This window comes from Streptomyces sp. NPDC001204, assembly GCF_053598035.1.
This window is the reverse complement of sequence record NZ_JBSFJL010000026.1, coordinates 62,766-80,081: the sequence shown is the minus strand read 5'-3', so window position 1 is coordinate 80,081 and position 17,316 is coordinate 62,766. Positions and strand designations below refer to the sequence as shown.

13 protein-coding genes and 1 pseudogene are annotated in these 17,316 nt (G+C 72.9%); 6 read left to right on the top strand and 8 right to left on the bottom strand.

Going from position 1 to position 17,316, the window contains the following annotated elements; all coding sequences use genetic code 11:
* Positions 1-9 precede the first annotated feature (9 nt).
* The gene (locus ACWC91_RS29560; RefSeq protein ID WP_376504558.1) at positions 10-1,239 is read left to right on the top strand and encodes a cytochrome P450; all 1,230 of its coding nucleotides are present in this window, start codon (positions 10-12) and stop codon (positions 1,237-1,239) included.
* Between the two features lie 110 nt (positions 1,240-1,349).
* On the top strand, positions 1,350-1,526 hold the full coding sequence (locus ACWC91_RS29555; RefSeq protein WP_450642087.1) for a hypothetical protein: 177 nt from the start codon (positions 1,350-1,352) through the stop codon (positions 1,524-1,526).
* 145 nt (positions 1,527-1,671) lie between these two features.
* Here ACWC91_RS29555 and ACWC91_RS29550 read toward each other — a convergent pair whose 3' ends face one another.
* Together ACWC91_RS29550 and ACWC91_RS29545 are read right to left on the bottom strand one after the other, a co-directional pair.
* On the bottom strand, positions 1,672-3,273 hold the full coding sequence (locus ACWC91_RS29550; protein WP_225077016.1) for an ABC transporter permease: 1,602 nt from the start codon (positions 3,271-3,273) through the stop codon (positions 1,672-1,674).
* Complete coding sequence (locus tag ACWC91_RS29545; RefSeq protein WP_450642086.1) at positions 3,270-4,262, bottom strand: ABC transporter ATP-binding protein; 993 nt, start codon at positions 4,260-4,262, stop codon at positions 3,270-3,272. Before ACWC91_RS29545 ends, ACWC91_RS29550 begins: the two co-directional genes overlap by 4 nt.
* 114 nt (positions 4,263-4,376) lie before the next feature.
* On the opposite strand from ACWC91_RS29545, the gene ACWC91_RS29540 reads away from it, so the two are divergent.
* Entirely contained in the window at positions 4,377-4,874 is a 498-nt protein-coding gene (locus tag ACWC91_RS29540; protein WP_225077014.1) for a GbsR/MarR family transcriptional regulator, read from the top strand.
* Positions 4,875-4,941: 67 nt separating this feature from the next.
* On the opposite strand, the gene ACWC91_RS29535 is transcribed toward ACWC91_RS29540, so the two are convergent.
* A complete protein-coding gene (locus tag ACWC91_RS29535) occupies positions 4,942-5,808 on the bottom strand; it encodes a diacylglycerol kinase family protein (protein ID WP_450642084.1) in 867 nt (288 codons plus the stop codon).
* Between the two features lie 197 nt (positions 5,809-6,005).
* Here ACWC91_RS29535 and ACWC91_RS29530 point away from each other — a divergent pair, with 197 nt between their 5' ends.
* Positions 6,006-7,289, top strand: a complete 1,284-nt coding sequence (locus tag ACWC91_RS29530) for an adenylosuccinate synthase (RefSeq protein ID WP_141359700.1) — start codon at positions 6,006-6,008, stop codon at positions 7,287-7,289.
* 113 nt (positions 7,290-7,402) lie between these two features.
* On the opposite strand, the gene ACWC91_RS29525 is transcribed toward ACWC91_RS29530, so the two are convergent.
* From ACWC91_RS29525 to ACWC91_RS29510, 4 genes are all read right to left on the bottom strand, one after another.
* Entirely contained in the window at positions 7,403-8,053 is a 651-nt protein-coding gene (locus ACWC91_RS29525; protein ID WP_225077012.1) for a hypothetical protein, read from the bottom strand.
* 92 nt (positions 8,054-8,145) lie between these two features.
* Complete coding sequence (locus ACWC91_RS29520; RefSeq protein ID WP_450642627.1) at positions 8,146-10,575, bottom strand: glycosyltransferase; 2,430 nt, start codon at positions 10,573-10,575, stop codon at positions 8,146-8,148.
* On the bottom strand, positions 10,572-11,273 hold the full coding sequence (locus tag ACWC91_RS29515) for a GntR family transcriptional regulator (protein ID WP_225077010.1): 702 nt from the start codon (positions 11,271-11,273) through the stop codon (positions 10,572-10,574). Before ACWC91_RS29515 ends, ACWC91_RS29520 begins: the two co-directional genes overlap by 4 nt.
* 113 nt (positions 11,274-11,386) lie before the next feature.
* On the bottom strand, positions 11,387-12,742 hold the full coding sequence (locus ACWC91_RS29510; RefSeq protein ID WP_376504570.1) for an aspartate aminotransferase family protein: 1,356 nt from the start codon (positions 12,740-12,742) through the stop codon (positions 11,387-11,389).
* 217 nt (positions 12,743-12,959) lie between these two features.
* On the opposite strand from ACWC91_RS29510, the pseudogene ACWC91_RS29505 reads away from it, so the two are divergent.
* Positions 12,960-14,324, top strand: a pseudogene (locus ACWC91_RS29505) (serine/threonine-protein kinase); the annotation flags it as partial.
* 1,602 nt (positions 14,325-15,926) lie between these two features.
* On the opposite strand, the gene ACWC91_RS29500 reads toward ACWC91_RS29505, so the two are convergent.
* Positions 15,927-16,676 (bottom strand): SLATT domain-containing protein, encoded by a 750-nt coding sequence (locus tag ACWC91_RS29500; protein ID WP_281154872.1) that lies wholly within the window; start codon positions 16,674-16,676, stop codon positions 15,927-15,929.
* 255 nt (positions 16,677-16,931) lie between these two features.
* Here ACWC91_RS29500 and ACWC91_RS29495 point away from each other — a divergent pair, with 255 nt between their 5' ends.
* Complete coding sequence (locus tag ACWC91_RS29495; protein ID WP_141359691.1) at positions 16,932-17,276, top strand: YbaB/EbfC family nucleoid-associated protein; 345 nt, start codon at positions 16,932-16,934, stop codon at positions 17,274-17,276.
* The last annotated feature ends 40 nt before the right edge of the window (positions 17,277-17,316 follow it).

Sequence of the window (17,316 nt, the reverse complement as noted above, 5' to 3'; positions counted from 1 at the left end):
CGTCCGGGCATGTCCGCTCTTTCTGGTCTTTCCGGCCTCGCCTTCGACCCGTGGGACCCGGCGTTCCTCGCCGACCCCTACCCGGCCTACGCCGAGCTGCGCGCGCGGGGCCGCGTGCTCCACTACGAGCCGACCGACCAGTGGCTGGTGCCGCACCACGCGGACGTCTCGGCGCTGCTGCGGGACCGGCGGCTGGGCCGGACGTACCAGCACCGCTTCACGCACGAGGAGTTCGGCCGTACACCGCCCCCGCCGGAGCACGAGCCGTTCCACGTCCTCAACGACCACGGGATGCTCGACCTGGAGCCGCCGGACCACACCCGGATCCGGCGTCTGGTGTCGAAGGCGTTCACGCCGCGCACGGTGGAGCGGCTCAAGCCGTACGTGCACCGGCTGGCGAACGAGTTGGTCGCCGAGCTGGTGGCGGCGGGCGGCGGCGATCTGCTGCGGGACGTGGCCGAACCGCTGCCGGTGGCCGTGATCGCCGAGATGCTGGGCATCCCCGAGGCGGACCGGGCGCAGCTGCGGCCCTGGTCGGCGGACATCTGCGGGATGTACGAGCTGAACCCGTCCGAGGAGACGGCGGCGAAGGCGGTACGGGCGTCGGTCGAGTTCTCCGACTGTCTGCGGGAGCTGATCGCCGAGCGCCGCAAGGAGCCGGGCGAGGACCTGATCTCGGGGCTGATCGCGGCGCACGACGAGGGCGACCGGCTGACCGAGCAGGAGATGATCTCCACGGCGGTGCTGCTCCTCAACGCCGGTCACGAGGCCACGGTGAACGCCACGGTCAACGGCTGGTGGGCGCTGTTCCGCAACCCGGAGCAGCTGGCGGCCCTGCGCGCGGACCACTCCCTGATCCCGTCCGCGATCGAGGAGCTGATGCGCTACGACACCCCGCTCCAGCTCTTCGAGCGCTGGGTGCTGGACGAGATCGAGATAGCGGGCACCACGATCCCGAGGGGCGCGGAGATCGCCATGCTCTTCGGCTCGGCCAACCACGACCCGGCGGTGTTCACCGACCCCGGGCGCCTGGACCTCACCCGCCGGGACAACCCCCACATCTCCTTCAGCGCCGGCATCCACTACTGCATAGGCGCCCCCCTGGCCCGCATCGAACTGGCCGCCTCCATGACGGCCCTGCTGGAGCGGGCCCCGGCCCTCACACTCGCGGCGGAGCCGGACCGGAAGCCGAACTTCGTGATCCGCGGGCTGGACGGGCTGAGCGTGGCGGTGGGCTGACGCCCGCGTCCGGTTCACCCGTTCAGCTGATCTCCGTACGGCTGCGCCCGGTCATGATCGCGGGCTCGGCATGCCGGTGCCGGCCTGCGAGGGGAGGCACCATGACGGTTATGGCGCAGCACACGTCGTCCCAGAGGTCCGTGGAGGAGTTCGAGGAGCTCGCCACGTATGTGGCCCAGAGATTCGACGCCGTCGGGCTGGAGTTCATCGACGGACGGGTCGGGATCAAGGGCATGACGATCGGCAGTCGGTCCCGGTCTGCCTCCTGGTCGACCGGGACCGACTGAAGGCCGTCGTCCACAGCGATCCGGACCCACGGATCGGGTACCACAACGTCCGCGTCGTAGAACTCGGTCAAAGGGCGGCTCTCCCCGAACCCGTCGGATTCGAACTCGACACCGAGGACCTCAAGGGGTACGTCGACTGAGCCGGTCAGCCGCCCATGTCGCGGTGGCGCAGGCCCGCCAGCCCTCCGGTCACCAGGAGCGCGGCGAGGGCGAGCAGGGTGGTGACCGGGCCCCATTCCATTCGTCCGCCCGGCAGCTTCGGCAGGTGGCCGAAGGGGGAGAGGTCCAGCACGAGCTGGGGGACGTTCAGCGCGGGGCCGATCCAGCCGATCAGCAGGACGGCTCCGGCCACGCCCCACGCGGCCACGGCCCCCCGTGGCAGGACGCCGTAGAGCAGGACGGTGATGCCGCCGATCACCCACACCCCGGCCACCTGCACGAGGCACGCGCCGAGCACCGGCCCGACCTGCTCGCCGTGGCCGACCGCGATGCCCAGCCCGGCCAGGAGCATGATCAGGGCGGACCCGCCGAAGGCGATCAGCAGATGCCCGGCGGCCCAGCGCAGCCGGCCCACCGCGCCCGCCAGCACCGGCTCGGCGCGGCCGGACGTCTCCTCGCCGTTCAGGCGCAGCACGGACGCCACGACGTAGAGCGCGGCGACCAGGCCGAGCATCCCGGCCATCGCGGCGAGGAAGGCGTCCGTCAGACCGGACTGCCCGCCCATCCGCTGGAAGATCTCCCGCGCCTTGGCGTTGTCGCCGACGAGCTGGGCCGCGCCGTCCGCCATCCCGCCGTAGACGACTCCGGCGACGAAGAAGCCGATACTCCAGCCCAGCACGCTGCCGCGTTGCAGCCGCCAGGCCAGCGCGCCCGCCGTGGCGAGGCGGCCCCGGGCCGGTCCCGGCCTGGTGGGCAGGAAGCTCATGCCGAGGTCCCGGCGTCCGGCGAGTTCGTAGGCGATGCCCGCCTGGAGGACGGTCGCCGCGGCGAACAGCAGCAGCACCCACCAGCGTTCGGCGGCGAAGGCGCGCAGGTCCTCCAGCCAGCCCAGCGGGGACAGCCAGGTCAGCACCGACGAGCCGTCGTCCGTCCCGGAGTCGCCCGCGGCCCGCAGCACGAAGGCGGCGCCCAGGACGGCGGAGGTCAGACCACGGGCCAGCCGGGCGCTCTCCGTGAGCTGGGCGACGATCGCCGCCATCGTGGCGAAGACCATGCCCACGCCCGCCACCCCGAGCCCGAAGGCCAGGGCACCGGCGGCGCCCTGCCCGGCCAGGCCGGCCGTGATCAGCAGGGCCAGGGCCGCGTTCGCGACCGCCGCGGCCAGCAGTGCCGCCGTCAGCGGTGCCCGGCGGCCCACCATCCCGGACGACACCAGTTCCTGCCGTCCGCTCTCCTCCTCGTCCCGGGTGTGCCGGACGACGACGAGCAGGCTCATGACGGCGGCGAGGGCACCCGCGTACACCCCCACCCGCCAGGCCGTCAGCGCGCCCAGCGAGTCGCCGAACACCGGGCCGACCATGGCACGCAGGGAGGCGTTCGCCGCCATCTGGCGCACCAGGTCGGCGCGCTCGGCCGGGGTGGCGTACAGGCCCTTGAGCGTGTTCGGCATGGACAGGACCATCAGCGCGTTCACCGCGACCCACACCGGGATCATCACGCGGTCGCGGCGCAGGGCGAACCGCAGCAGGGTGCCGGTGCCGGCCAGGTTGCGGGAGCGGCCGGCGGGCGCGGAGACGGCGGCGGTCATCGCGCCACCTCCGCGGCTTCCGCGTCGGTCCCGGAGCCCGCCTCGGCCTCGTCCTGGTAGTGCCGCAGGAACAGCTCCTCCAGCGTCGGCGGGATGGAGGTCAGCGACCGCACGCCCGACTCGCTCAGCGAGCGCAGCACCTCGTTCAGCTTGTCGGTGTCCACCTGGAGGCGGACCCGGTGCCCCTGGACGTCGAGGTCGTGCACGCCGGGCAGCCCGGCGAGCCCGTTGGGAGGGCCGGCGAGTTCGGCGGTGACGCTGGTGCGGGTGAGGTGGCGCAGGTCGGCCAGGGAGCCGCTCTCCACCGTGCGGCCCTTGCGGATGATGCTCACCCGGTCGCACAGCTCCTCGACCTCGCTGAGGATGTGGGAGGAGAGCAGGACGGTGCGGCCCCGGTCGCGCTCCTCCTCCACACACCGCTGGAAGACCTCTTCCATCAGCGGGTCCAGGCCCGAGGTCGGCTCGTCCAGGATCAGCAGGTCGACGTCGGAGGCGAAGGCGGCGACCAGGGCGACCTTCTGCCGGTTGCCCTTGGAGTACGTCCGCCCCTTCTTGGTCGGGTCCAGCTCGAACCGTTCGATCAGCTCGTCCCGGCGCCGCCGGTCGAGACCGCCCGCCCGTGGTCCACCACCACCGTGCCTGACGCGCTTCTCGCGGCCCCCTTGACGCAGCCTGCCGTAAAGGTCGATGACCTCTCCTCCGGAGAGGTTGCGCCACAGGGTCACGTCGCCGGGCACGTAGGCGATCCGGCGGTGCACCTCGACCGCGTCCGCCCAGGGGTCGCGGCCCAGCACCCGGGTGGCGCCCGAGTCGCCGCGCAGCAGGCCGAGCAGGACCCGGATGGTGGTGGACTTGCCGGCGCCGTTGGGGCCGAGGAAGCCGTGCACCTCGCCGGCGGCGACATTCAGGTCGAGGCCGTCCAGCGCCCGCGTGCCGCCGAACGACTTGTGCAGGCCGGATACCTCGATGGCGGGGTTTGCCTTGGTCATGCCTTGGAACGTACGCGGACTTCACAAATTTGTGAAGTTAAGGAAGCGTATAAAAGCGAGGTTAGACTCGACGGTGGGTGTCCGAACAGGGGAGAGCAGGGGAGAGGGGCCGGAATGACGGAGCGGGAAGCTGCGGTGGAGCGGGATCCCGAGGTGGTGTCGCAGTTCGTGGAGCACTTCGCGGCACAGCTCGTCGAGGCGGGCATGCCGCGCATGCCGGCCCGGGTCTTCGCCGCGCTGCTCGCCTCCGACGCCGGCGCCCTGACCTCCGCCGAGCTCGGCGGTCAGCTGAGGATCAGCCCCGCGGCCGTCTCCGGCGCGGTCCGCTACCTCGCCCAGGTGCACCTGGTCTCCCGCGAGCGGGAGCCCGGTTCGCGGCGGGAGCGCTACCGGGTCCACAGCGACCAGTGGTACGAGGCGCTCACCAGCCGTGACGCGCTCATCAAGCGGTGGGAGGACGCCCTGCGGGAAGGCGTGGCCGGCCTGGGGGCCGAGACCCCGGCGGGACGCCGGCTGGCCGACACGCTGGCCTTCTTCGAGTTCATCGAGCAGGACGTCGCCGGAATGATGGAGCGCTGGCGCCGCTACCGGGAGGAGAACGCCCGCGGGTGACGCGGCTGCCGTACTCCCGGATCCAGCTCACCCCGTGACCGGCGGCGACACTCCGTGACCGGCGGCGTCATCCCGTCACCGGCAGCGTCAGGCCCCAGGCCCCCTCCACGACCCGCCATGTCCGCGTCCGCACCGGCCCCGACACCACCGTGTCCGCCCGGTAGCGGAAGCCGGCTCCCGAGACGGTCACCGTGCGCCCCCGGGCCAGCAGCGGCGACGCCTCCGCGCCCACCGAAAGCCGCCGCACCTCCACCTCGGCCTTCCCCGTGCCGCCGCCCGGCGTGACCGAGACCGCCTCCACCGGCTGCTCCAGGTCCACGACCGTCTCCCCGTCGACCTCCACCCGCAGCCGGGAGGGGCCGCCCGGCCCGGCGACCGCCGTGGCCCTCGGCGGGCGGGTCACCAGCGTCCGTACGAGGGACTGGCAGGTCCGCAGCCACGGGTGTCCGGCTGCGGACGACACCGCCGCGGACCCCGCCGGATCCTCCTGACGCGGGGAGACCGGCGGAATGCGCAGCGTGCCCAGCACCACTCCGTCGCTGTCGTCGACGAGCAGGTCCAGCCGTCGCTCGGCGCCCTCCAGCACGGCCCGTGCCGCCGCCACCGGTCCCGTCGGCACCCCCAGCGAACGGGCCAGCGACAGGGCACCCCCGACCGGCACCACCGACAGTGCGCATCCGGCCAGCTCCCGCTGCCGGTGCAGCGCCGACACCGCCCGCAGCAGTGCCCGGTCGTCGCCGATCACCACCGGCCGCCGCGAGCCGCGCCGAGCCAGCGCACGGGTGAACTCCTCCGGCCCGTCCGGCAGGCACACCTTGGCGGACGCACCCGCGCTGAGCACGTCTTTCGCGATCCGTACGGACTCCCCGTCCGTCCTCCGGGCGACCGGGTCGATGACCACCAGCAGCTGATCGGACGTCGGATAAGTCGCCACCTCGGTCCTGCCTCGCTTCCTCGGGTAGCATCTTTGTGCAAGAGCCCCTTTGCGCTATTGCGCCGGGGGCTTCGTCTATTCCGGGGCATCCGGTCCGACGGTTGAGCGGCCGACGACGGTCGCGGTGCACGCGGCGGTGAACCCTCCGCGTACGCCCCTGACCCTGGACATGCCCCGCCCGGAAGGGGTGTACGCGCGTGCCCGCACTTGTGCTGCTCGGTGCTCAGTGGGGTGACGAGGGCAAGGGGAAGGCCACCGACCTGCTCGGTGGCTCCGTGGACTATGTAGTGCGATATCAAGGCGGCAACAACGCCGGCCACACGGTCGTCGTCGGTGACCAGAAGTATGCACTGCACCTCCTTCCTTCCGGAATCCTCTCGCCCGGTTGCACGCCGGTCATCGGCAACGGTGTGGTCGTCGACCCGTCGGTCCTGCTCTCCGAGCTGAGCGGTCTGAACGAGCGCGGCGTCGACACGTCCAAGTTGCTGATCAGCGGCAACGCCCACGTCATCACGCCGTACAACGTCACCGTCGACAAGGTGACGGAACGCTTCCTCGGCAAGCGGAAGATCGGCACCACCGGCCGTGGCATCGGCCCGACCTACGCGGACAAGATCAACCGCGTCGGCATCCGGGTGCAGGACCTGTACGACGAGTCGATCCTCACCCAGAAGGTGGAGGCGGCCCTCGACGCCAAGAACCAGATCCTCACCAAGCTGTACAACCGGCGCGCGATCGCCGTGGACCAGGTGGTCGAGGAGCTGCTGGGCTACGCCGACCAGATCAAGCCGTACGTCGCCGACACGGTCCTGATCCTCAACCAGGCGCTGGACGAGAACAAGGTCGTCCTCTTCGAGGGCGGCCAGGGAACGCTGCTGGACATCGACCACGGCACGTACCCCTTCGTCACCTCCTCCAACCCGACCGCGGGCGGTGCCTGCACGGGCGCCGGCGTCGGCCCGACGAAGATCAGCCGCGTCATCGGCATCCTCAAGGCCTACACCACCCGCGTCGGCTCCGGTCCCTTCCCGACCGAGCTGTTCGACGAGGACGGCGAGGCGCTGCGCCGGATCGGCGGCGAGCGGGGAGTGACGACCGGCCGCGACCGCCGCTGCGGCTGGTTCGACGCGGTGATCGCCCGCTACGCCACCCGGGTCAACGGCCTGACCGACTTCTTCCTCACCAAGCTCGACGTCCTCACCGGATGGGAGCAGATCCCGGTCTGCGTCGCCTACGAGATCGACGGCGAGCGCGTCGAGGAACTCCCGTACTCCCAGACCGACTTCCACCACGCGAAGCCCGTCTACGAGTACCTCCCCGGCTGGCAGGAGGACATCACGAAGGCCAAGACCTTCGCCGACCTCCCGAAGAACGCCCAGGCCTACGTCAAGGCCCTGGAGGACATGTCCGGCGCCCCGATCTCCGCGATCGGCGTGGGCCCGGGCCGCGACGAGACGATCGAGATCAACTCGTTCCTCTAGAACGGCGTCCCCCGGGGGCGGGACCTGGGGCGGCCGGCACGGTGAACCCGTGCCGGCCGCCCCGCCCGACGGTCGTGGTCACAGCAGGGCGATCAGCTCCGCGAGCGGGTGCCTCAGCTGAACACGATCATCGAGCCCTGGGCCAGGCTCCGTGTCGCCGCCGCGTGGAGGCTCAGCCAGACGTGGCGTTCCCGGGCGAACGGGCTGGGGTCGTACGGCGCGGGGGCGGCCGGCTGTTCCAGTTCCGTGGGGCCGAGCGGGGGGTCGGGGGCGGCCGGGGGGTTGGCCGGGTCGATGCCCAACGACGGGGCGACGTGCTCCAGTTCGCGCAGGAGAGCCTGGGAGGAGCCCAACGGGCCGCCGCCGGACAGGAGTTCCTCGTTGGACAGGGGGTGCGGGAAGTCCAGCGGGACGTACGCGCCGGCGTGGTCGTAGTGCCAGACCAGGTGGGACTGCTGGGCCGTCGTCTCGAACATCTCAAGCAACTGCTCGTAGTCGCCGCCCAGTTCGTCGACCGGGGTCAGCGGCAGGCCGCAGAGCTGGAGGAGGTAGGCGCGGCGCAGGAAATGCAGCGCGTCGTAGTCGAATCCGGCCACCGGTGCCACCTCCCCGGACAGGCCGGGCATGTACTGGTACACCGGCACCGGTGGAAGCCCGTTTTCGGCGAGCACCTTGTTGTACTGCGCGAGTTCCTCGGCGAACGGGTTGTCCGGGGTGTGGCACAAGACGTCGACGAGCGGTACCAGCCACAGGTCACAGGCCAAAGAGGGCTCCTCGGGGAGGGCAGGGCTTCCAGCGTGTTCGGTGGTCGAAGAGTGTGAAGAAGAGTGTAAAAGCGTAGTCGGTGCGGAACCGCTCAGCTCCCCTCGTGCAGGTCCCATACCCACACCCCGCCGGTCCACGTGCCCGGACGGCCCACCAGCTTCGTCACCGCCTCCCGCAGCGGTTCCTCGTGCTGCTGGGGTGCCAGGACCAGGACGCCCGCGTGCCAGTCGGCGAAGTCCCGCCGCGCCTGGGCCTGCCAGTCCTTGCCGACGGCCGGTACGGACCCGGTGTAGCTCACGTCCCGCAGCATGTTGGAGGTGTGACGGGGGACGGCGCCGTAGATGCCGACGCGGTCGGGGCCGTAGGGGCCGTTGAAGTAGCCGCCGGGGAGCTTGAAGCCGAGGTGGGCCGCGGTCTGCCAGTGCAGGGCCTCCGCGTTGCCGGGGTCGGGCAGCGGAATCGGCACCAGGGTCTCGCCGTCGCGGACGTAGGACTTCCAGAGGCCGGCCGTGATGAACTCCGGTACCGGGGCACGGCCTTCGGCCTTCAGCGGCGCCGGGACCAGCGGCAGCAGCGCGAGACAGACCGCCAGCAGGCCGCCGTAGAGCGTGCCGACGCGGCCGGTCGCCGTGATCCTGGCGACGGCGATCGCCAGCAGCATGCCCAGCGCCGGCGCGCAGATCATCGCCACGCGCCCCTCGATGACCGATTCGAACAGCGGCAGGTGGGCGAGCGGCGCCCACGGGCCGGGGTAGACCGTGTCGGTCAGCGGCACGCGGAACTTCGGGCCCAGGGACAGCAGGGCCGCGGCGGCCGTCGTGACCGCCAGCGCCTTCACCAGCGCGTGCTCCCACAGCCGTACGGTGATCCCGAAGGCGAGCAGGAGCAGCGGCCAGCCGTAGAAGGCGTTCTGCTCCGTGGGGTTCAGGGACAGCGCGTCCGCCTTCTGGGCGTCGCCCGCGAACAGGGAGCGCTCGGCGAAGGAGATCAGGGCGAGCGGGCTGTTGCCGGCGTTGTCGCCGTGCAGCACGCTCTTGTAGCTCTGCGGGCCCGCGAACTGCCAGTACAGCGGGTAGGCGACGATCGGCAGGCACACCGCGACGGCGATCAGCAGGCCCTTCAGCAGGGGCCGCCAGGCCTCCCGCGCGACCTCCCTGCGGACGAGTCCGTAGGCGGCGGCGAACAGGGTCATGCCGATCGCGGCGAGCAGCAGCGGCTCCTCGCCGAGGAAGATCTGGTACGCCGTCATCAGCCCGAGCACGATCCCGTCCCGCCGCACCCGGGTGCCCTCGCACAGGCGCAGCGCCCGGTCGACGATCAGCGGGATCATGAACAGGATCACGAAGTTCGGGTGCGCGTTGGCGTGACTGACCATCGGCGGGGCGAAGGCGGCCAGGCAGGCGCCGGTGAAGGCGGCGCCCCGGTGCCGTACGACCCGTCTGACGATCAGCCAGTACCAGGCGGCCGCGGTGGCCGCGAGCCCCAGGGTCATGCAGACGCTCAGCGAGACCGCCGGACCGAAGGCCAGCGTGACCGGGGCGAAGGGGACGGACAGCCCCAGCATGACCGTGTTGGCCATGAGGTTCACACCGTCGGGGAAGCCCTGGAGATCGGTGAACAGGGGGTTGTGCAGATGGGCGACGCTGTCGGCGGTGACCGCGAAGAACCACTCCCACTGGTTCTGGTCCTGGAGGGAGTCGGGGAGGTAGCGGTGGGCGGGATCGAAGAGCCGGCCCGAGTAGAGGGTGACCGCCATCAGCAGGAAGAGCGCGGCGGCGAACAGGTCGGCCGGGCGGACGGAACGGGACTTGAGCCGGCCCAGTTCGGCGAGGACCCGTAGGTAGTCCAGCGGGGCGACCTTCGAACCGGACTGGTGCGCCCAGCGGACCGGCACCTCGGCCACCGGCCAGTCGCGGCGGCGGAAGTGCTGGAGGACCTCCACGTCGATGCCCCAGCCGCTCAGCCGCGAGGCGGCGAACGCCTCGCGGGCCCGGTCGCCCTCGAAGAGTTTGAAGCCGCACTGGGTGTCGCGTATGCCGGGCACCGCGATGCGTCGTATCAGCAAGTTCCCGGCGCGGCCCAGCAGTTCGCGCACCCGGTGCTGGCGCCTGGCTATCGTCGCGCCCGGCACCGAGCGGGAGCCGATCGCGGCCGCGCCGCCCTCGCCGAGCGCCTTGTCGAGCTGTTCCAGCTCCTCGATGGGGGCGGCGAGGTCGGCGTCGGTGACCAGCACCCGGCGGCCGCGGGTGGCGGCCACCCCGAGGCGCAGTGCGTGGCCCTTGCCGCGGTTGCGGTCGCCGGCGACGAGCCGGACGCGCGGGTCCCGGCGGTCCGTGACGAGGCCGCCGGTGCCGTCGGTGGACCCGTCGTCGGCGACGACGACCTCCCACGAGCCGAAGCGGCCCTCGTTGTCGGCCAGATAGGCGGTGACCGCGTCGAGGGTGGGCCCGAGCCGACGTTCCTCGTTGTAGGCCGGGATGACGACGGACAGGTCGACGGCCCCGGTGACGGTCCCGCTCATGCGGTGGCCAGCCGCTCGACGAGGGCGAGGTCGTGCGCGTTGTAAGCGGCGACGATCGCGCGAGCGGCCGGGGCGTCGCCCCTCACCATGGCGTCGACGAGTTCGGTGTGGGCGGACCACAGCAGGCCGCGCAGATCGCCGCGGCGGCGCAGGTGCTGCACCGCGCACACCCAGAACTGCACGCGCAGCCGGTTCAGGAAGTCGGAGAGGTAGGGATTGCCGAAGAGGGCGCCCAGTTCCCGCCAGAAGCGCAGGTCGTAGCCGATCAGGACGGTCAGGTCGCCGGCGGTGGCCGCGCGCTGCGCCTCCTCGCCGCGCCTGCGCACCCCGGTGAGCGTGGCCTTGACGTACGGGTCGTCGGGCCGGCGGAAGGCCTCGGGCGCCGAGACGGCGGCCTGGAACATGCCGTCGGTGACCAGAGCACGGGCCTTGATCATGTCGTGGAGGTCGTGCAGCGAGTACTCGCGCACGTGGAAGCCGCGGTGCTGGTCGGCCTCCAGCAGGCCCTGCGCGGACAGGTCGACGAGCGCCTCGCGCACCGGGGTCGCGGACACCCCGTACTGCTCGGCGATCTCCTTGACCGTGAACTCCTGCCCCGGCTGGAGCCGCCCGGCCAGCACCTCGTCCCGGAGCGCGTCCGCGATCTGCTGCCGCAGGGTGCTGCGCGTCACGGCGCCGTTGCCGGTGATGCCGGGCATGGTCGGGGCGTCTCCTTGCGCGTGCGGGTGGCGTACTCGTACATGCATGTCTACGAGCACGCCACCTTACGCGTTCGGGGTGCCGCCGATTCCGGCTCGCGCGGCCCGCGCCGCTACTCGGTGTGCTCGTCGGCCACCGACAGCGCGGCGTCCAGCGCCGTGAGGCCCTCCTTCAGTTCGGCCTCGGTCGCGTTGCACGGCGGGACGACGTGCGTGCGGTTCATGTTGATGAAGGGCCACAGGCCGTTCGCCTTCGCGGCGGCGCCGAAGGCCGCCATGGGGGCGCCCGCCTCCCCGGCCGCGTTGTACGGCACCAGCGGCTCGCGGGTCTCGCGGTTCTTCACCAGCTCCACGGCCCAGAACATGCCCACGCCGCGCACCTCGCCGACGCTCGGGTGCCGCTCGGCCAGCTCGCGCAGCCCCGGCTCCACGACCTCGGCACCGAGCCGCTTGGCGTTCTCGACGACGCCCTCCTCGGCCATCACGTTGATCGTCGCGACGGCCGCCGCGCACGCCAGCGGGTGCCCGGAGTACGTCAGACCGCCGGGGTAGGCCCGCTTGCCGAAGGTCTCCGCGATCTTCCCGGAGATGGCGACGCCGCCCAGCGGCACGTACCCGGAGTTCACGCCCTTGGCGAAGGTCATCAGGTCCGGCACGACGCCGAAGAGGTCCGCCGCGAACCACTCACCGGTCCGCCCGAAGCCGGCCATGACCTCGTCCAGGATGAAGACGATCCCGTACTTGTCGCACAGCTCGCGCACCCCGGCCAGGTAGCCGGGCGGGGGCACCATGATCCCGGCGGTGCCGGGGATGGTCTCCAGGATGATCGCGGCGATGGTCGCGGGCCCCTCGAAGGCGATCGTCGCCTCCAGGTGCTCGAGGGCCCGCGCGCACTCCTGCTCCTCGGTCTCGGCGTAGAAGCGGGAGCGGTAGAGGAAGGGCGCCCAGAAGCGCACCACGCCCGCCGAGCCGGTGTCCGACGCCCAGCGCCGCGGGTCGCCGGTGATGTTGATGGCCTGCTGCGTGCCGCCGTGGTACGAGCGGTACGCCGAGAGCACCTTGGGCCGCCCGGTGTGCAGCCGCGCCATGCGCACCGCGTGCTCGACGGCGTCCGCGCCGCCGTTGGTGAAGAAGATCTTGTCCAGGTCGCCCGGCGTCCGCTCGGCGATCAGCCGTGCCGCCTCGGACCGTGCCTCGACGGCGAACGCCGGCGCGAACGTGGCCAGGGTGGCGGCCTGCTCCTGTATCGCGGCGACGACCTTGGGGTGCTGATAGCCGATGTTGGTGAAGACGAGCCCGCTGGTGAAGTCCAGGAAACGCTTGCCGTCGTAGTCCCAGAAGTACGAACCTTCGGCACCGGCCACGGCCGGCGGGTCGATGAGGTCCTGGGCGGACCAGGAGTGGAACACGTGCGCCCGGTCCGCGGCCTTCACGACTGCACCGGCTTCGGGATTCGGCTGAGGGGTCATGCGGCGAGGGTAAACGGCGCGGACGGGAGCGCGACATCGGCGGCCTGTCTGCGGACGCGGGGTTTTAGCGACAGGTTGTCTGGAGGGCGGCCCGCGCGGGGCGGACCTGTTACGGAACCGTAGACGCCGGGGCGCCCGGCCGGACGGGCCGCCGCACTATTCTCGGTCTGACGCACAGGGGCCGTATCGGGGGATATCGGGGGGAGGCGGTTCGGCCATGGAGAGGCTGGGGCCTGGCGATCCGCAGGGGATCGGTGCCTACCGGCTGCTGGCGCGGCTCGGGGCCGGCGGCATGGGGCAGGTGTTCCTGGCCCGGTCGGACCGGGGGCGGACCGTCGCCGTGAAGCTGGTGCGGCGGGAGCTGGCGCAGCAGGAGGAGTTCCGGGCTCGGTTCCGGCAGGAGGTGCGGGCCGCGCGGCAGGTCGGCGGATACTGGACCGCGCCCGTGCTGGACGCGGACACCGAGGCCGCAGTGCCGTGGGTGGCCACCGGGTACGTCGCCGGGCCGAGCCTGCAACGGGTCGTCGGGCACGACCACGGCCCGCTGCCCGAGCGGTCCGTGCGGATCCTCGCGGCCGGGCTGGCGGGCGCGCTGAGGGACATCCACGCCGCCGGTCTCATCCACCGCGACCTCAAGCCCTCGAACGTGCTGGTGACGATCGACGGGCCGCGCGTCATCGACTTCGGCATCGCCCGCGCGCTGGAGACCGTCACGGACGGAGGGCTCACGCGGACCGGCGCGCTGGTCGGCTCGCCCGGGTTCATGGCGCCCGAGCAGGTCCGCGGCGACCGGGTCACGACCGCGTGCGACGTCTTCTGCCTGGGCTCGGTCCTCGCGTACGCGGCGACCGGCGCGCTTCCGTTCGGCGGGGCCGACAGCGGAGTGCACGCGCTGATGTACCGCATCGCCGAGAAGGAACCCGACCTCGAGGCGCTGCCCGAGGGCATCGCCGACCTCGTCCGCGCCTGTCTGAAGAAGGACCCGGCGGCCCGGCCCACCGTGGACCAGATCCTCCAGCGCACCGGCGCCGAGGACACGATCGCCGACGGCCGCCTGCGTGACCCGTGGCTGCCGAGCGCCCTGGTCGCCCAGCTCGGACGCCACGCGGTCCAGCTCCTGGACGCGGAGAACCCGGAGGAACCGAGGGAAACGACGACACCCCCGAGCCCGACGGGCCCCACGGGGCAGGCGGCGGGCGCGCCCGGCCCTTACGGACCGCCCGGCACGCCCGGGGCTGTGGCAGGAGCGCCGGCTGCCGGGCTCGGACCCGCCGCTTCGGGCGTGCCCGGCCCCTACGGCGCGTCGCCCGGTGCGCCGGGAGCCGCCGGGGGATCGGGTGGTGCCGGGGCCGTTCCGGGACCGCCCGCTGCCGGTGCGCCTGGCCCTTATGGGGCGTCGGCGTCGCCCGGCGCGCCCGGTGTGCCGGGGGCCGCCGGGGCGGTGTCGGGGGCGCCTGTTGGCGGAGCTGCTGCCGGTGTGCCCGACCCTCACGGAGCGTCGGCACCGTCCGGTGCGCCCGGCGCGTCGGGCGCCGGGGCTCCTGGAAGGGCTGCGGGGGCGGCTTCGGGTTTGCCCGGCTCTTATGGAGCGTCGGCGCCGTCCGGTGTGCCGGGTGTGCCGGGAGCCGCCGGGGCTCCGGGGGGCGCTGGGGCGGTGTCGGGGTCGCCTGCTGGCGAGGCCGCTGCCGGATTGCCCGGCCCCCACGAGGCGGCCGCGTCGCCCGGTGCGCCCGGTGCCGTCCCGGGAGCCGCCGGGGCTCCCGGAGGGCCTGGGCCTGTCTCCGGGGCGCCTGTTGACGGGCCCGGAGCTGCCGCTTCGGGTCTGCCCGGCCCCCATGGGACCCCGGTGTCGCCCGGTGCGCCGGGTGCCGTCGGTGTTTCGGGTGGGGCTGGTGCCGTTCCGGGGTCGCCTGCTTCGGGTGCGCCCGGCCCCCATGGGACTCCGGTGTCGCCCGGTGCGCCGGGTGCCGTCGGTGTTTCGGGTGGGGCTGGTGCCGTTCCGGGGTCGCCTGCTTCGGGTGCGCCCGGCCCACACGGGTCCTCGGCGCTGCCCGGTGCGCCGGGAGGCGCTGGGGTTTCTGGAGGGGCTGGGGCTGTCTCCGAGGCGTCCGTTGCCGGTTCCGGGGCCGCCCCAGGCGGCTCGCAGGGGCCGGGTGCGGCTTCCGGCGCTGCCGGTCCCGCCGGGGCGCAGCCGTACGCCTCCCCCGAGCACGCGCCCGTCTCCGACGCCTCCGCGCCGCCGCCCGGACAGCCCGGCGGCACCCCGGTGAATCACCTGCCCACCATGATCGCGGGGCAGGCGCCGCCCCCGGGCCCGGCGCCCGCTCCGTACGGCTACCCCCAGCAGCACCCGCAGCCCGGTGCCTACGGCTACCCGCAGCAGCCCGGCGGCTGGGGCGCGCCACCCGGACACCATCCGTACGGTGGCCTGGGCCGGACCCCTCCGTACGGCCCGCCCCCGACCGGCTCGACCACTCCGTACGGCCCGAGCCCGCTCCCGGACCGGGAGCCGCGCCGCAGCGGCCGCTCCACCGCCGCGCTGGTCGCGGTCGCACTGGTGGTGGCGCTCGGCGCGGGCGGTTCCGTGTACGTCCTGATGCGCGACGGCGGCGACAGCGACAACAAGGGCGGCGGGTCCGGCCCGACGCCGACCGCCGGCGTGTCCACCACGCACGACGCCACGGGCCCCGGCGGCTCCGACCCGTCACCGGAGGCCTCGCAGCCGAAGTCCCCGTCGCCGGCCGGTGGCGTGGTCCCGACCCCCTACCTCGGCAGCTGGACGGCGACGATCCACAACGCCTACGGAGCGAACAGCCGCCGGCTCACCATCACCCAGGGAAACGTGGGCGACACCGTGCTCACCCTCGTCGCCGACGGGCCCACCGACAGCGGCGGCTCCTACCACTGCGTGTTCGAGGCCCGGCTCGCCCAGCGGCCGAGCGGCGGCGGCCCGCTGGAGATCGGCCCCTCCGTCGTCACGACCGGACAGCAGAGCGAGGGGTGCAACCCGGGCGCGGCCACGCAGGTCACCCTGCTGCCGGACGGCACGCTCCAGCGCGTGAACACCGGCAGCGGGGAGAAGCTGGCCTACACCAGGCAGTGACGGCGTCAGCGCCACCGGGCGGTGACGCCGCCAGTGTCACCGGACAGTGCCGGAGCCGGTGCCACCAGGCGGTGACCGCAGTCAGCGCGGCTCGGGCGGCCGCTGCCGGGGCATGTTCGGCCGTGCGGCGCCCGGCGGCAGCGGCAGGCGCCCGTGCCCGCCGCCCGGCTCGGACCGCCCGGTGGCTCCCGGCCCCGCCGTCTGAAGGCCCATCGGCGCCGAGCCGATGCGGAACTCCACCATCCAGTCGGCCGTCTCCGTGCGCACCAGCTCGTTGACGTCCTCCGAGAACCGTCGCAGCACCCCGAGGCACCGCTCGGCGGCCTCGCCGGCCGTTCCCTCCGCCGGACCCAGCACCTCCCGCACGTTCTCGGACGCCCAGTCGAACTGGAGCACCTGCAACCGGCGCTGCACGGCCTGCGCGGTCGCCACGTCCCGCATCCACCCGGCCGTCACCCCGAAGTACCGGTCGATCCCGACACACGCCACGCACAGCAGCAGCGCCACATACCCCCACGGCGCCACGCCGTCGGCCGCCCCGGCCAGATCGAGCAGGGGCAGCGCCGCCCCCGTCACCGCCCCCGCCGCGGCCCCGGCCCGCAGCGCACGCGCCCCGCGCCGCTTCCACACCCGCTCCCCGAGATACCAGGCCACGGTCTGCAGCGCCCCCCGCTCCACCCAGCGGTACAGCTCGTCCAGCCGCTGCGCCGGATCGCCCCAGTCGCCGAGCGGGAACGGCCGCCCGGTCAGATCATCCGGCCGCAGCCCGGCCGCCCCGTCGCCACGCCCGTCCTGCGGCCGACGCTCGGGCTGCATCTCCGGCTGACCCACCCGGCACTCCCTACTGATCACGATCCGTGACGCTGGCTGACACGCCGGACCCTTCCTACCCCCCAATGGGTGGCGAGGCGCCGGGAAGCACGGCTTTTCCGCCCGTAAGAGGGTCTTGATCAGGTATAGAACTCATCCAAGACTCACTCGAAAGAGTGGCGGGGCACTGCCTGCCCGGACCACGTAGGCTCGTGCCAGCGGGGAACCGGCGAATCGGTCCCCGCCCGGAAAGCCGTACGAACGCAGGAGCTGATCGTGATTCCCGGTGGTGGCCAGCCCAACATGCAGCAACTGCTCCAGCAGGCCCAGAAGATGCAGCAGGATCTTCAGCGGGCCCAGGAGGAGCTGGCGCGGACCGAGGTCGACGGGCAGGCGGGCGGCGGTCTGGTGAAGGCCACCGTCACCGGCGCCGGCGAGCTGCGCGCGCTGAAGATCGACCCCAAGGCGGTGGACCCGGAGGACACCGAGACCCTCGCCGACCTGATCGTCGCCGCCGTCCAGGCGGCCAACGAGAACGCCCAGGCACTCCAGCAGCAGAAGCTCGGCCCGCTTGCCCAGGGCCTGGGCGGCGGCACCGGAATCCCGGGACTGCCTTTCTGAGGCGGGCGCCGGGCAACTACCGTACGTACCGAAGCGATCC